General features: G+C 60.6%; 13 protein-coding genes. 5 read left to right on the top strand and 8 right to left on the bottom strand.

All coding sequences use genetic code 11. The features are described 5' to 3' along the window. Nucleotides 1-17: 17 nt before the first annotated feature. The 4 genes from ACXAD0_RS05285 to ACXAD0_RS05270 form a co-directional block, all read right to left on the bottom strand. Nucleotides 18-569, bottom strand: coding sequence for a DUF4136 domain-containing protein (locus ACXAD0_RS05285; protein WP_475087315.1), 552 nt, complete (start codon nt 567-569; stop codon nt 18-20). Nucleotides 570-638: 69 nt separating this feature from the next. Beyond that, nucleotides 639-3,011: a PqiB family protein gene (locus ACXAD0_RS05280; RefSeq protein ID WP_475087314.1), complete on the bottom strand. Its 2,373-nt coding sequence runs from the start codon at nt 3,009-3,011 to the stop codon at nt 639-641. Next, nucleotides 3,004-3,696, bottom strand: a complete 693-nt coding sequence (locus ACXAD0_RS05275; protein WP_475087313.1) for a paraquat-inducible protein A — start codon at nt 3,694-3,696, stop codon at nt 3,004-3,006. The genes ACXAD0_RS05280 and ACXAD0_RS05275 overlap by 8 nt, the downstream gene beginning before the upstream one ends. Beyond that, a complete protein-coding gene (locus tag ACXAD0_RS05270) occupies nt 3,693-4,361 on the bottom strand; it encodes a paraquat-inducible protein A (protein WP_475087312.1) in 669 nt (222 codons plus the stop codon). Before ACXAD0_RS05270 ends, ACXAD0_RS05275 begins: the two co-directional genes overlap by 4 nt. Nucleotides 4,362-4,653: 292 nt before the next feature. Between ACXAD0_RS05270 and ACXAD0_RS05265 the strand changes: the two genes are divergently transcribed. Next, on the top strand, nt 4,654-6,198 hold the full coding sequence (locus ACXAD0_RS05265; protein ID WP_475087311.1) for a TolC family outer membrane protein: 1,545 nt from the start codon (nt 4,654-4,656) through the stop codon (nt 6,196-6,198). Nucleotides 6,199-6,240: 42 nt separating this feature from the next. Here the strand turns inward: ACXAD0_RS05265 and waaA are convergent, their stop codons facing one another. Both waaA and ACXAD0_RS05255 read right to left on the bottom strand, forming a co-directional pair. Then, nucleotides 6,241-7,542, bottom strand: a complete 1,302-nt coding sequence (gene waaA, locus ACXAD0_RS05260) for a lipid IV(A) 3-deoxy-D-manno-octulosonic acid transferase (RefSeq protein WP_475087310.1) — start codon at nt 7,540-7,542, stop codon at nt 6,241-6,243. 113 nt (nt 7,543-7,655) lie between these two features. After that, entirely contained in the window at nt 7,656-8,579 is a 924-nt protein-coding gene (locus ACXAD0_RS05255) for a glycosyltransferase family 2 protein (protein ID WP_475087309.1), read from the bottom strand. A gap of 200 nt (nt 8,580-8,779) precedes the next feature. On the opposite strand from ACXAD0_RS05255, the gene ACXAD0_RS05250 reads away from it, so the two are divergent. Beyond that, entirely contained in the window at nt 8,780-9,904 is a 1,125-nt protein-coding gene (locus ACXAD0_RS05250; RefSeq protein WP_475087308.1) for a glycosyltransferase family 4 protein, read from the top strand. Nucleotides 9,905-9,906: 2 nt separating this feature from the next. Further along, on the top strand, nt 9,907-10,578 hold the full coding sequence (locus ACXAD0_RS05245; protein WP_475087307.1) for a YrbL family protein: 672 nt from the start codon (nt 9,907-9,909) through the stop codon (nt 10,576-10,578). Between the two features lie 39 nt (nt 10,579-10,617). On the opposite strand, the gene ACXAD0_RS05240 is transcribed toward ACXAD0_RS05245, so the two are convergent. Both ACXAD0_RS05240 and ACXAD0_RS05235 read right to left on the bottom strand, forming a co-directional pair. Further along, nucleotides 10,618-11,682: a glycosyltransferase gene (locus ACXAD0_RS05240; RefSeq protein ID WP_475087306.1), complete on the bottom strand. Its 1,065-nt coding sequence runs from the start codon at nt 11,680-11,682 to the stop codon at nt 10,618-10,620. Further along, on the bottom strand, nt 11,651-12,574 hold the full coding sequence (locus ACXAD0_RS05235; protein ID WP_475087305.1) for a mitochondrial fission ELM1 family protein: 924 nt from the start codon (nt 12,572-12,574) through the stop codon (nt 11,651-11,653). Before ACXAD0_RS05235 ends, ACXAD0_RS05240 begins: the two co-directional genes overlap by 32 nt. A 231-nt stretch (nt 12,575-12,805) precedes the next feature. On the opposite strand from ACXAD0_RS05235, the gene ACXAD0_RS05230 reads away from it, so the two are divergent. Both ACXAD0_RS05230 and ACXAD0_RS05225 read left to right on the top strand, forming a co-directional pair. Next, on the top strand, nt 12,806-13,819 hold the full coding sequence (locus ACXAD0_RS05230) for a glycosyltransferase family protein (RefSeq protein WP_475087304.1): 1,014 nt from the start codon (nt 12,806-12,808) through the stop codon (nt 13,817-13,819). A gap of 6 nt (nt 13,820-13,825) precedes the next feature. Continuing rightward, complete coding sequence (locus ACXAD0_RS05225) at nt 13,826-15,094, top strand: O-antigen ligase family protein (protein ID WP_475087303.1); 1,269 nt, start codon at nt 13,826-13,828, stop codon at nt 15,092-15,094. Nucleotides 15,095-15,284 lie beyond the last annotated feature (190 nt).

Here is a 15,284-nt window from a genome sequence, read left to right as displayed (position 1 = left end):
CAAGGGGTTCCAGGCGGTCAGTATGCCGCCATTGGCAGGTCGCGTAAAAGTTCTCGAACGGCATCGGTCACGATGGTGCGACGCTGGCCTTTGTCTTCCGGACGGGTCATCAATTTGCTGGCACTGCCCCCCCAGATAGCGGGACCATTCTGGCGACCGATTTCCAGGGTCAGGCTTACCCGCGGCGCATCCGTGCGGGTAGGCAGTTCCACCACGCCGGCCTGGGCATTGCTGTCGAACTGGGCATCCCAGCTGGGACTGTGATCCTCCGACTCAAACGCTTCTTCAACCACCGCAACCTGATAATTCACCAGCATATCTGCCTGCGTGGGATCCATCACTTGCTGGTATCCGCGCGCCGCCATCTCGCCCGCGACGATGCCGCGCATTTCATCATCCAGTTCCACCAATTGCGCGGAGGCCTCCGGCACTTCCGCGAGCGCCGTTACTCCCCAGGCATAGGTAGAGAAACCCACCGGAACCTGCCCGTTATCAATCCGTTCCACTTCGGTGGAGGAGCAAGCGGCCAAGAGCACCAACCCCAAAACAGTGCCGATCAATTTCCACATGGTCATTCCTTTTCGCTAAATTCCGCTGGCTCCCGATCGAGGAGAGCCCTTACCAACGACGCGTCCGGGCTACTTCGAGTAACCGACACCGCTACATATTTCTATTTTAGGACTCCACAACAACCACTCGGGCTTTGCCTTCGGATAAAGTGGGTAGTGGCTCCCGGATTCAACCTCGCGCCCCATATATCCCGCCTCGGGCGTCGCCAACGCGAGTCCCCCGGCGATCAGGGCCTGCGCTGATTCGGTGTTGACTGTGACGCCAGTACGGAGGCCAAAGTTCACATCCACGCCACTGGCATTCCAGAACACCGTATTTTCCCGCACCAGTGGCTGATAACACGGCTCGATATGTACATAGATGTAAACGCGGTCTGCCAGTTCCCCCAACGTAAAGCCGGTCACTTCGCCAATCTGTACCTGGCGGTAATACACCGGGCTCCCTGCCGACAGGGAACCGCGCCGCGGGGCGTCCAGGATAACGGTCAAACCGGGCTGCATCATGGTCTCCGCGAGGTTCTGCTCGGGAGGCTCGGCCAGCGCGGTAAACTCGGTCTGTACCGGGCCATCCCCCGGCTCCAGTGCAAGATAGCGACCGCCAATCAGGGTTTCGAGGTTGGCGACGCCCTCGAGCCCAACTTTTGGCGACACCACCCAAAAACGCGTGCCGTTGCGCGCGAACTTCTCTCCACGCAAATACAGCTTCGCCGTCGCCCGCACGCTGGTCAGGTCAGCCCCCAGTCGCAGGCGTGTAATCTCTCCGACCTGCACGCCCTTGTAGCGCAGGGCAGACCCTTCCCGCAGCCCGGACGCATCCGGCAGGTAAACCCGTATCCGTACGCCTTCCTCCAGCGCCGCTTCACGGCTCGAATACAGGGGATAATTTTCGCCATTCTGTGCGGCCGATCCCCCCTCCTCGCCCCGGGGTACCCCAAAGGCAATGCCCCCGCGCACCAGCGTCAACAAGGAGTCCGCCTCAATTTCGACCCCGCTCAACCCGGCGCTGGCACGCAAACCGCTGATATTCCAAAAACGCGCGCCTCGGGTAACCAGGTGTGCATAGTGGGGCTCGATGACCACATAGACGATGACGCCATCTCCGGTCTCGTTCAACTCCATCCCCTGGACCTTACCCACCTCGATACGCCGATAATACACACCGGCGCCCCGTGTCAGTGAGCCCGAAGAGCGGGCAGTCAGCTGCAAGTGCAGGCCTGGCACCCGCGGGTCCCGCTGCGGTGCCGAGGCGCGTGCGGCATAACTGCGCACTGAGCGATTGCCGCGCCGCAGGTCCACCTCGATCCGGTTGCCCTGCAACAGGCCACCCAGGCCGGAGGAGATATCCAGCGTCGGGGCTGCCATCCAGAACCGTGTGTTCTCACTCAGCAGATCATCGGTAATCGGGTCCATCAGCACATCGACCTGCATGCCCTTGGCCTCCCGGCTTGCCTTGACCCCGGTGACCTTGCCGACCTGCACCCCCTGGTAAACCACCGTCGTGGATCCGGGCTGGACATTGACGCCGCGATCAAAATTCAGCTTCACCTTGATCCCGGCATCTGCATCGGCAAAGCTGTCATAGAGGCGGAACTCAGCACCATCCACCGCCAGGGGCGACTGGCGCTGATTTTCCGGTGTATGGAAACTCACGCCGCCAGCGACGAGGGCCGCCAGGGATTCGAGATTGATGGTCACGCCGCCGATGCCACCCTCCACCGAAAGGCCTGACACATTCCAGAAGCGGCTGCCACGATGCACCAGGTGGGCAAACTCCTGGTGAATAAACAGGTCGACCTCGACCAGATTGTCGTTTGCACTGAGGTGGTAATCTTCGATCTGCCCCACACGCAGCTGTCGGTAGTAAACCGGTGAGCCGCGGTTCAGCGAACCGAGCCGGGGTGCCTTTAACACGACGCGCAAACCCTCGCCACGCACACTGGCGGGTGGCCTTTCGACCGCGACAAACTCCCGCGTACTGGCACCACTGCCCGGCGACATCGCGATATAGTTGCCAGACAACAAGGTCTCCAGACCGCGTACGCCGGTAATCGAAAATTCGGGCTTCACCAGCCAGAACTCCGTGCCTTCCACCAGCAGGTATTCCGCACTGCGATTGAATTCGATCTCCGCCAGCACCCCATCACCGCCATTCAGGCCTTCCGCGGACGGCACCAGCTTAAAGTCCCGGACGACGCCAATTTCCACGCCGGCATATTTGACTACCGTCTTGCCGCGCATCAGGCCCTCACCGGACTGAAACAGGATATGCGCGCGCAGGTCTCCCTCGGTGTATTCCTGGTACAGCAGCCAGGCGGCAATCATTGCGGTGACCAGCGGCAAGATCCAGATCAACGGTAGCCCGCGGCTGCGTCGAATTTCGGCAGCATAGTGGGGCTCACTGGGTCGTTCCGGAGGCCTGGCCTCGGTACCGGATTCAGGCATGCCCGTCTCCACCCGCGGACTGGCGCACGCGTTCCCCGCCCGGGCCAATTCCCTCTTCGACATCCCAGATCAGGCGTGGATCGAAGCTGCGCACTGCCATCATGGTGACCACCACAACTGCGGCAAAGGCCGTACTGCCCGGCCCCGCCTCGACACTGGCAATAAACCCCATATTGACCAGCGCCATGAGGATCGAAATCATGCACAGATCAAGCAGCGACCAGCGTCCGATCGCAGAAACCACCCGATAGAGCTGCATCGACTGGCGCGGATCCATGGGCAGGCCCGTCTGCACCTTGAGCAGCAACAACACCAGCCCCACCAACTTCATCAGCGGCACCGCGAGGCTCGCCACGAACACGATGGCCGCAATCCCCCACAGCCCTACCTCGTACAGCTGCATGATGCCGCTGACGATGGTCGCGGGTTCTCCCGCGCCAAGATAGATCACGTTCATGATGGGCAACAGATTGGCAGGCAGCAGCAACAGAAAACCGGTAATCGTCAGGGCCCAGGTCAAAGCGATACTGCCGGCAATCCGCACATGCACAATGCCGCCACACCGGGGACAGTGACAGCGTCCGGACGGCGGCAGCTTTACCAGGGCGTGACAACTGAGACAGGCCGTACGGCCCTGCAGGCAGGCGACGGGTGGCGCATTTTTCCTTGCATTACCGTCGCTCAAGACAGTGCCTCCCGCACCGAGGCCAGGCGGCGACGCTCCATCCGGTTCCACACCGCCTGCTGATCGAAACTCAGTTGAGTCAGGTTCGACACCAGCATCATCGCCGCGAAACAGTAGAGTCCAGGTTCTATATGCATACGTCCCAGGTCATCCATTTTGACCAGCGCCACGAATAACCCGAGCATGTAGACGTCCAGCATGCCCCATTCCTTCAGATGCTCGTACCACCGCACAGCAAATGACACAGGGCGATCCATTGCCGCCCAGTGGCAACCGGTAGAAATAAAGCCCAGTAAGAGGAATTTCGCCAATGGCGCCAATACGCTGCAAAACAGCACCAGTGACGCCATAAAGTAATAGCCGTCACGGAACAGGGATTGCACACCATTGAACAGCGTAGTTTCTGCACTCACGGCAAAGACGGAAAAACTCAGCAAAGGCAGGGTTGAGGAAGGAATGAACAACAATAAACCCGCCAGGCTCAGCGCTGCGGTATGGCTGGTACCCCGGCGCGGATTGCGGTGCAGGGTGGCCTCGCAGCGCGGACAGCGCAGTTTGTTGCCGGGGGGCGCGAGGGCGATATCCAGCACGAGATCACACTCGTGGCAGGCGCGCTGCCTCAAATGCGGGGGCTGTTTCGGGTCGGAGGAAGGGTGCTGCTGCATGGCCGGAGTACAATCTGCCGAGAAAGCAGCGCTGTTGCTGCATCCATTTACCGACTTGGCCGCGTCAATCAGGGGACTGTCGCTCCGGCCAGGTCCACCGCTGCTGCGAATCGCGGGTCAAATACCAGTAACCGCACATTCGCTTCAGTTTAACGAAGATATACCATATTGCCGCGACCGTCGCCTCGACGCTTCTGTCGCCGTCGCGGTACACTCCCGCGACAACCTAGCCAGTGGGGAGACTGGCGGAGCGGAGCGCCGCTTGAAGACCTGCCTCAGGAAATTGAAACTGATGAAAAACAATGAAGTTGCCCCGTCCGCTCGCAAAGCGGGCCCCCTAAAGAAACTGCTCGCCGCAGCCGTCATTGGCTTCGGTGCCATGCAGGCCCAGGCTGACACGCTGTGGGACATCTATATCCAGGCCCTGGATAACGACCCGCAACTGGCGGCAGACCGCGCCGCCTATGAAGCGGGCCTCGAAGCCAAGAACATTGGTCGCTCTGCCCTGCTGCCACAAATTAACGGCAGCGCCGAACAAAGTAATACGTCTTCCAACCTCAGCACCACCCAGATCAACAATGTGGTAAGTCTGCCGGTTGCCACCACCAACAACGAAGACACCGATCAGCGCACTTACTCCGCTCGCTTGGATCAGGCGCTGTTCGACGTGAGTGCCTGGTTTGGCTATCGCAGCAGCAAGATGGTCAGCGAGCGCGCCGCCGCGGAATTCAGCGCCGACCAGCAGGAAATGATGCTGCGGGTGGCCAACAGTTACTTCGATATTTTGCGCGCCTTCGACGACCTGGAAACCGCCCGGGCGGAAGAACAGGCGCTGGCCAAGCAGCTGGAGCAAACCCAGCAGCGCTTTGAAGTGGGGCTGACCGCGATTACCGATGTGTACGATGCCCGCGCCGCACACGACAGTGCCGTCGCCCGCTTGTATGACGCGCAAGACATCCTGCTGACGTCTTTTGACGCGCTGTCAGTGCTGACCGGTGTCGAGCACGACATGATCTCCCCGCTGGAAAACAATTTCGTGGTTGCCCCGCCGACACCCATTGAACGCGGCGCCTGGGTCGATTTTGCCCTGACCAATAACTTCGACCTGAAAGCCTCGCGCCTGAACTCGGAAGCCGCGCGCTACAATGCACGCTCCGCTGCCGCCGAGCATCTGCCGACCCTGACGGGCTCCGTGAGCTACCAGCGGTTCGACCGCACCGGTGATTCCAAAACCCGCGGACCCGACCCGGACAATCCCAACCTTTTTGAAATCAGCAACAATCCGGTTGATATCGAGTTCGAAACAACGGTCACTGCGGTCACACTGAACGTGCCATTTTTCACTGGCGGCCGCATCAGCGCACAGCGCCGCGAAGCCCGTAACCTGGCCTTCCAGGCTGACGACCTACGCAACCTGACCGAGCGTAACACCATCCAGGACACCCGCGCCCTGCACCGCTCGGTGGTTACGGACGTGTCCCGGGTCAATGCGCGTGAACAGGCAATTATCTCCGCACGCAGTGCACTGGATGCCACCCAGGCCGGCTACGAAGTGGGTACCCGTAACATTGTTGACGTACTGCTGGCCCAGCAGACCCTGTTCCAGGCCCAGCGCGACTATTCCGCGTCCCTGTACAGCTACATCCTCAACACCCTGCGCCTGAAGCGCGTAGCGGGCATCCTCGCCCCGGTCGATCTGCAGGACCTGGATACCCGCCTGAACCAGGGCAAGCCGGTCTCCCGTGACCTGGCCTATCTGGGTGCGGTGATGCAGCCCGGTGGCGGCAATGGCACCACCGAAAGTATTGATATCGAGCGCGTCGACGAAGGCAAATAACGCGCCGGCGTACGGCCCCTTCCTGTCCACATCGGGATGGGGTCAGCGCACCCTCTCCGGGGCAACAACGCCCTCGACTTCCTCGAGCAAGCGCGCCAGCGCGCCACTATTCTCGGTCGCGACCTTTTGTCCGCGGGCACCCGCAGACCGCCGTTCCTCATCATGCTCCAGCCAGTAAGCCACCTGACTCGCCAGCTGGGGGGCATCTTTCACGACGACCATGGCACGGGCGTCAACCAGCATTTCCGCCACACGGGAAAAATTGTGCAGGTGTGGACCGCTGACCACCGGCACGCCCCAGGCCGCCGCCTCAATCATGTTGTGGCCACCGACAGACACCAGGCTGCCACCAACAAATGCCACGTCGGCCGCCCCATAAAACTTCAGGAGCTCTCCCATGGAGTCGCCCAGTACAATCTGGTCACGGGCATCGGGTACCGCGCCATCACTGCGCCGGGATACGCGAAAGCCCGCCTCGCGCGCAATACGGGCGACATCGTCAAAGCGTTGCGGATGACGCGGCACCAGCACCAGCAACAAATCGGGATACTTGGCTAACAGCTGGCGGTGCGCATCCAGAATCAGCGACTCCTCACCCGCATGAGTGCTGGCGGCAAGCCAGACCGGACGCCCACTGTCACCACCACCCCACTGGTGTGCGAGCGCCTGGGCTTCACTGGCAAGGCCGAGCCCAATGGTGAGATCAAACTTGATATTGCCACTGACCGCCACGCGGGATTCCGGCAGCCCCAACTGGACGAACCGCTCCGCGTCAGCCCGATACTGGGCCACCACACGGGTCAGGCGCGACAGCATACTGGCCGTCAGGCGGGCAAAGCGCGCATAACCCCGCGCGGACTTCGCACTCAAGCGCGCGTTGGCGAGAATTACCGGGACCTGTTCGAGTTCACACTGGCGCAACAGGTTCGGCCACAACTCGGTTTCCATCACAATCAGGAACGAGGGACGCTGGCCACGCAAAAAACGTCGCTGGCATTCGGGTAGGTCATACGGCAGGTAGTAGTGCAGCAGGCGACCGCCCAGCATCGGCTTGAGCGTCAGCTCCACGCGCTCAGAGCCCGTGGGTGTTGTTGTGGTCACCAGCCATTGCCAGTCGGGATGACGGGCAGCCAGTTCCTCGATCAAGGGCACTGCGGCAATGGTCTCCCCAACCGATACCGAGTGCACCCAGGCCAAAGGCGCCCTGCTGGCGCGCGCCGGTGCGCGCCCCAGTCGCTCGCGCCAACGCTGGCGGTACTCAGGTTGTTGGCGACCGCGCCACCACTGGCGCAGGAAAACCAACGGTAAGGTCAGGCGCAGTACCCAGGTGTAAATAAACTGCATATCGCGTCTTGGGAATGCTCCGGCTCAGATAAGGTCTTCGGACAGACGGACTCTGCCCCGGGAAGATTCTAACGCAGGAACATCTGTCTCGCAGCGACAGGTGCTACAGAGATTTAGCCCTGGTACTCGGCCGCGCGATAAAAGTCCGACTCTGCGCCGAATACACCGGATAACATCCCCGCCGCTCGACAGAGCCGCATCCAGGCGCGCGTTCGACGTTTGTACCCACCGGGCAACAGGGCAAGGATGCAGATCAATCCGGAGAACAGGATCTGGAATGTCGCCGATGCCGCTACCCCCAGCGCCGGCCTCCCCGCCAGGCACTTTTGCCGGGCGAGAGTAATACCCGCCGAATATTTGCGTCGTGACAGCCACCCCAGGGTCGCCCGATCAGGCGGCACCGTCTCGTAAACAACCGCTTCTGCGCAGTGCACAATTTCCGCACCATTGAGCCCAGCCTCGGTGAAAAACATGACGTCTTCGCCCCCGGCAAACGGACGCGACTCGTCAAAAGACAGGCCCATTTCGTCGACGACACACAGGGGTATCAATACGTTGTTGGTCGCGCAGTACTGCAGCCTTTCACCGGTTTTCCGTCGCTTGCGCGAGAAAAACATTGTGTAGTATTCCGGCACGGCTTCCGGTAACAGACTGATCACACTGCCACAGACAATTGCCCGGCCACCGAGCCCCTGGGCAAAACCAAACAGGTTCAGCAGCCAGTCCGGAGATGCCCATTCGTCATCGTCGAGGAACACCAGATAATCCGCACCGTGCTCCCGCGCCGCACGCAGGGCGCGATTGCGCGCAAACGGAATACCGCGACGAACCTCGTGGACATAGTGCAATGTGAGCGGGAAGGTTCGGGCGATGTCATCAACCACAGCGCGCGCTCTTTGGCCCGGCTCGTTGTCAATGACGGTGACAATAACTCGCGCTGCTTGTGGCAACCCGAGCGCAGACAAACTCACCAATGCGCGGCGAAGCTCTTCAGGCCGCGCACAGGTGCAAATACAGATATCTAGAACTTTTTCCAAATCGAATCCCAACGTCTACAACTTTGCTTCCTGACAGTCGAAGTGCTTCCCAGCACCAAACGTGGCTTTTGTCAGCCTATACCTCCAGTTTGGCGATGTCTATAATGCCGGCGCGCTGGATTGTCACGGCGGCCCGCCGTAGACGGCGCGCCATTGCCCTGCCTACAGCATCTTTTTTCAAGCCCTTCGCGAGTTTAGCTATGAAAATCATGCAGCTGCTCCCCGCGCTGAATTCCGGCGGGGTTGAACGGGGTACCCTGGACCTCGCCCGGGCACTGGTCGAGGCGGGCCATGAGTCACTGGTGGTCTCCAGTGGCGGCGGCCTCGTGTCGCAACTCGAGGCACAAGGGTCTCGCCATATCACCCTGCCCGTACACAAGAAATCCCTGGCAAGCTTGTGGCAAGTGCGTCCCCTCCGTCGCGTGATCGAGGCGGAACGCCCCGACATTCTGCATGTCCGCTCACGCGTGCCGGCATGGCTCACCTACCTCGCCTGGAAAAAGCTCCCGGCCAGTAACCGCCCGCGACTGGTCAGCACTGCGCATGGCCTCTATTCGGTTAATCGCTACAGCGCAATTATGGCGCGAACAGAGCAAGTCATCGCGATTTCAGAGTGCGTGCGTGATTACCTCGAAACCAACTACGCGCCAGACCTGCAAAAGCCCCCGGTCGTCATCTACCGCGGCGTCGACACGTCTGAATTTTTCAGCGGGCTAACGCCGCCCCCCGACTGGCGCAGCACCGTTGAAGCGGAATTCCCATCCCTCGCCGGCAAGCGCTGGCTGCTGTTGCCCGGGCGACTGACGCGCTGGAAAGGACAGGAGGATTTCATTCAGTTGATGCGACGTCTCAAGCAGGCGCGCCACGACATTCAGGGTGTCATCCTCGGCGGGGCGGAGAAAAACAAGGAACACTACGAGAGTGAACTCCACCAGCTTGCTGCAAGCGAGGGAGTTGCCGACCGGATAACCTTTGTCGGGCATCGCAGTGACATCCGCTACTGGTACAAAGCATCCGCGCTGGTGTACAACCTGTCCAAACGGCCGGAACCATTCGGCCGCACCGTAATTGAAGCGGCGGCAATTGGCACGCCAATCATCGGTTATGACGTCGGTGGTCCGGCGGAGTCTTTACGCGCCTGCTTTCCGCGCGGCATTGTCGAAAATGGTAACCAGGAGGCCCTCGCAGAACGCACACTCGAATTACTGGACAGCGATGCGCGCCCCGTACTGGACAGCGAGTTCACCCTCAGTACACTGGTACGCCGAACCATGGAGGTCTACCAGAACCTCCTCGAAAAACCGCAACCCTCCGAGAAGGCCTGAGCGTGATCGACCTGAGTGGCCAGCAACCTTTCGCCAGTGGTGGCAATCGCCTGTGCTTCAGACATCCGCAGGCCAAGCACCTGTGTGTCAAAGTCATGCGCCCGGGTCGCCTGGCAGAGTTGCGCGGTCGTGCGCCCTGGTACAAAAAACTGCTGAATGATCGCCAATTTGACGACAACGAACGCGAAGCGGATGGCTATGCGCAACGTGCGGTCGTCGGCGCGGCAGAAGACAGTCCGGTGTGGCGCCATCTGGCGCGCTGGCACGGCATCCATGAGACCAGCGAGGGCGCCGGCGCGGTGTCCGAGCTCATTCTCGATGAGGCCGGTGAGCCGGCCCCAACACTGGAAACCTATCTCGTCGATAACGGCCTGGACGACACTATTCGCGGTGCCATTGAACGCTTCGCCAGCTGGTTACTGGAAACGCGCGTACTGACCAAGAATATTTTGCCCCACAACCTGGTGGTGCAATGGCGCGAGGGACAGCCGGAGCTGGTGTTGATCGATGGACTCGGCAGCGCGAGCTTCCTGCCCCTGGCAGAGATGTCTGACACGGCGGCCACCAACTACATCCATCGTCGGATCTCCCGCATGTGGCGCCGGGTACATTGGGAAGTATCTGACCGCAGCATCCCCTGGAAAGAAGCGGAACGCCAGAGCCGCGGCGCTTGATGGCGTTCATCACTCGCGGTTGCCGGGCCGCACCGACGTTTATGCGTCCCCGCTGTCCTGGCCCGTAACGCCGTAAACAGCCCAGGTATCCCGCGCCATGGCATCCAGCGTCAGGCGCTGGCCAGCGCGCCGGAATGCCTCCTGATAGCTTTCCCGAAGCGCGTCCGGATTGGCCAGCGCATCACCGAGTACACTGGCGATGCCCGCAACGGTGTTTTCTTTCGTCAGCCAGCGCGCCGGAATATTCTCCGCAACATACCCGACCTCCGTGGAAACGACAGGGCAATCTGCCAGCAGGGCTTCGGCAACCGTATAGGGGCCACCCTCGTAGCGCGAGGCAATCACCAGTAAATCGGCCGCGCGATACCATTCCGGCACTTCTCGCGTAAATCCGACAAACCGCACAGACTTGTCGACACCCAACGTTTCCGCCAGCGCTTCCATTGACGCGCGCTCCGGGCCATCGCCAAGTAAATACAACACGGCCTCGCCGGTATCTGTGCGGGCCCATGCCTCCAGCAGCAAATCGATCCCCTTGGCAGGTACCAGTCGGGCCACGGAGATGACTGCGGGATGCCGCGCATCCAGCGCTTCAGGCCGTTGACCCGTCGGCGCTGGCAGCTCTGTACCATTCGGGATAATGGTCCAGTCCAGCCTGGAAATTTCGACGGCCTTGTGACTGACGGCGATACGCCGGCTGAAATGCTGGGCGATGTTATCTTTTGGGTTGGGCGTGTTGTGACGCGTGATGACGCAGCGCGCGGATATCAGCGGCTGCAGCCAACGCAAAAGGTAAGCCGGCTTGCCACCATGACCGTGAACCACATCAAACCGGCGACGACGGATCTCTCCCAACAGGGCCAAAAATAGCCGCGGGTTACGTCGACCCCGATCGGTATTGAGCGGTAGGAAATGTACCTGCGCGGGGAACAGGTCGCGGTAGCGCGAATGGGCAATGACGAAAATTTCGGCTCCGGTATTGGCCAGCTGCCAGCGGCACTGCTCCTGAACGTGCTTTTCCAGACCACCGGTTTCCTGACTGGTAAACAGATGACAGATGCGCAGGCGCGGCTCACTCATCGCATGCCGCTCCCTCTTGCTCATGATCAATACCCTTGCACAGGCCGCAGCGCCGCAACAGCGCGCGCGCACAAACTACCTGCTGGGAAAGCGGCGGCAACTTTGGCCCCGGCACACCGACACGGTCACTGATGCGCCCCTGGTCCACCAGACGCTGCACCGCGGCCCTCACCTTATTGGTACTCCGGCGACTGGGCAGCGGGATAATGCCCACTCGCGCCTCACTTTGCAGCGCTTCAAACACCATGGAAATACTATCCCCGGTCACCCATACCTGTTCGGCCTCCGACAACTGTTCTGCGATCCAGCCCGGCGGGCAGTCCTCCCAGTGCCATAACTCGGCATCTGCACTGGTGCAGCTGCGCAACGCGCCCTCCGGCGTGCGTCGGCTGTCAGACACCACCCATTGCAGCGGTTGCTGCTGGAGCTTGCTGAGCGCATTGCGCACTGCAATCGGATCCCAGGCGAAGTGCTTGCTGGGCCCACCCAGCAGGATCAATCCGCGACCCGCCCGGACGTTGTCGCGAGGCAGCGGCTCCGTTAACGCGCCCTGACTGAGAATGACATTGGCGAGTGGAGCGGGACGGTCATGCTCCGGAATAATGGCGAAATCAAACCAGGAGACCGGCAGGGAGGGACGCATAATGACAACGGTGCGACCACCAAATGCCCGGCGGGCCATCAACATGGGCCAGTGGCAATGGTGACCGGCGCCGATAATAAACTGCGGGGCGGGTAACTGTCGCAAACGCTTACTGGGGGAGCGCCAGGGCAACATGGTCCACTCGTCGCGGCCAATATCATGGGACACCACCGCGTCTTCGCCAAGGCACTCACGCAATCCGCTCAACAGAGCCGCGCTTTGCTTTTCATGGGCGCGGTTGCCGTCGACAAATCGCCAGATATTCAGCTGCAATGATGCCCCCGCAAACTCTGTGACCCGTTGGTTGAGAGGGCCTGCACCGCAGCCCTCCGGAAAAGTCGCGCCATGCTATCGCATGCTCTGGAGCTATTGAACCCCCGGGGGGGTACCGTATAATCCTGCAGCAGCTTATCACGCTTGCCAGCACGCTTTCGGCACGCCCCGACATCCGCAGATGGCATCTGCCGCGACCAGCCCTACCAGCCCTATCGAAGGTCCCCGCCTATGCGCATTATCCACGTCGACAACCACCAGCAACGTAAGTATGGACACACCCGGGTAAGCTGGGCGATCAAACTGTTCACCGGACTGGTGCGCGCTGGACACAACGTACTGGCGTTCAGTGATCGCGACGTCGCCGCTTTTGAAGCGCCACTGCGCATTCGCGAACTGGGTCGCAAAAAAGCCAATCAGCGCCTGCTGCAAACGGTGGAAGCTTTCGAGCCGGATCTGGTGATCTTTGGACACTGCGACATTATTGGCAATGAAACGTTTGCAGAAATCCGGCGTATGCGCCCCAACACGGTGATCGCCGCCTGCAATAACGATCCACTGTTTATTCCGCGCAATTCCGACAGCATCGCACGGCGCTGCGAGGTAGCAGACGCCATGTTCGTCTCCACCGGCGTGGAAGAGCTCAAGCGCTATGAAGGGAAGCGTGCCTCGCTCTGGCATATGCCCAACCCCGTAGACCCCTCTGTGGAAAGTGCAGACAACAGCGCCAACGCCGACCTCGAGGTAGACCTGTTATTTTGCAGCAAGGCGCTCGACCACACGGATCGCGGCGTACTGGTGAAGCACCTGCGCGACCATCTGCCCGCGGACTTTAATTTCCGCACACCCGGTATGTTTGGACAGCCGACACTGTGGGGGCGGGATTACGACCACATGCTCGCCAAGAGCAAAATGGGGCTCAACCTGAACCGGCAGGAAGGCTACCAGTGGTACTCGTCTGCGCGTATCGCCCAGCTGGCAGGCAACGGGCTCCTGGTATTCACCAACGCCGCCGCCCGCTTCGACGAGTTTATGCCAGACGAAACGCTGGTGTACTTCAAAGACCAGGACGATTTACTCGCCAAGCTGGTCGAGTTCCACGCGGACGATGCGCAGCGCAGGCACTGGGCGTCACGTTCGCGCGCGTTTTTCCACGAAGAAATCAATAACACATTGAATGCGCAATATATCGTGGAATCTGCTATGGGTATTCCATACAGTCACAACTATGTCTGGATGAAATAGGTCACTATGCTCGAATCAAGCAGTACGCCTCTGGACGGTTATCGCCGCGGAGGCGATGCCTGGGTACCGCGACTCTTACGCCTCTATGCCATCAGCAGCATTCTCGTACTGTGCGCTTTTTATCTCGCCCCCAAAGTGGCTGGCGTACAGACCACTTTCTACCTGACCATTCTGCCGTCGACACTGGCGCTGCTGTGCCTTCGCAAGGACTTCTCTTTCTTGCTCAGTGCCCAATTCCTGGCGTTCATATCGCTGCCAGTTGCATTGACACTGTCATCGCTGTGGGGCAACGGTGAAGCCGCCACAGTGACACGCGACCCCACCTTCTATCTGAAGCTCGCACTCTATTTGGCCCTGTTCTATTGCGGCCTGTACCTGGCGCGGGAACAGTTTGGTGCGCAACTATTCAGGGACTGGATCCTGTGCCTGATCCCCGTTGGATTGCTGTCGTGCATCGCTTCCCTTGTGTTATTCGCGCTCGGCGACGCCCCTGGGGGGCAGCGCATCGGCGGCATGTCGCTTGATGGCGATATCGATAAAACGGGGATGCTGTATGGCTTCTATTGCCTGTTCTGTTGCTACGGGCTGACATCATCGCGCGGTCTCTGGCGCGGCCTGTCGTGGGCGGGGCTGATTGTGGCGTGCTGCTATATCCTGCTCTCGCAAACCAAGGTACCCATCGTTATGGCTGCCGTCGCAGTGACTGCCGCCGCATGGATTACCCATTCCCGCCTGCTGAAGCTGCTGGTACTACTGGGGGTATTTGCCCTGTTCCCGCTGGCTTACTTAGTGCTCTTTGGTGACCTGCCGCTGCTGCATCGTTCTGCGGCCTATTCCATTCGGTTGGAACTGTGGAATGAGACCCTGCAGGAGTTCCTGCGCTCACCCTGGATTGGTTCAGGCCTGGTGCACAAGCAATTCCTGCAACTGGATGGCCTGCCCCACCCCCACAACTACCTGTTGGATATTGCCCGCTTCAGCGGTCTGGTCGGCCTGAGTGCGGCTCTCTGGCAAGCGGTGGCGGCATTGCAAGCGGGTTTTGTTCGCGGAAGCCTGCGTGACCCGCTGCATCTGCTGCTGGTCAGCTGGATGGGCTTTGGTGCCCTGGCGATGCTGGTCTACGCACAGCAACCACTGGTCAAGCCCGACTACATTTGGCTGTTCTATTGGATTCCACTGGCAGCGCTCCTGATCAACACGCAGCGCGGTGCTGCCCAGGCACTGTCGAAATCTCACCACAGCAGCCAGAGCCCCGCTGTCGCCAGCGCAAAATAAACCAGCAGCCTCTCAGGGAAATGTCGCCAGGTCAGGCGAAGGGGAAAGTAGAACCCGGAGTGAACATCCTGACCACCCCGGGCGATACCGAATGCGCCCTGTGAGCCGCATTCGGTGCGTGGCGAGGCCCTCCCTGGGCCCCGGCCTGCGGTGAATCCGTACACCGCAATCTGACTGGCCGCAAACGGCC

It is taken from the genome of Microbulbifer sp. ABF4_148 (assembly GCF_056158985.1).
Note: the sequence above shows the minus strand (reverse complement) of the source record. Positions and strands in the feature narration are given on the sequence as shown.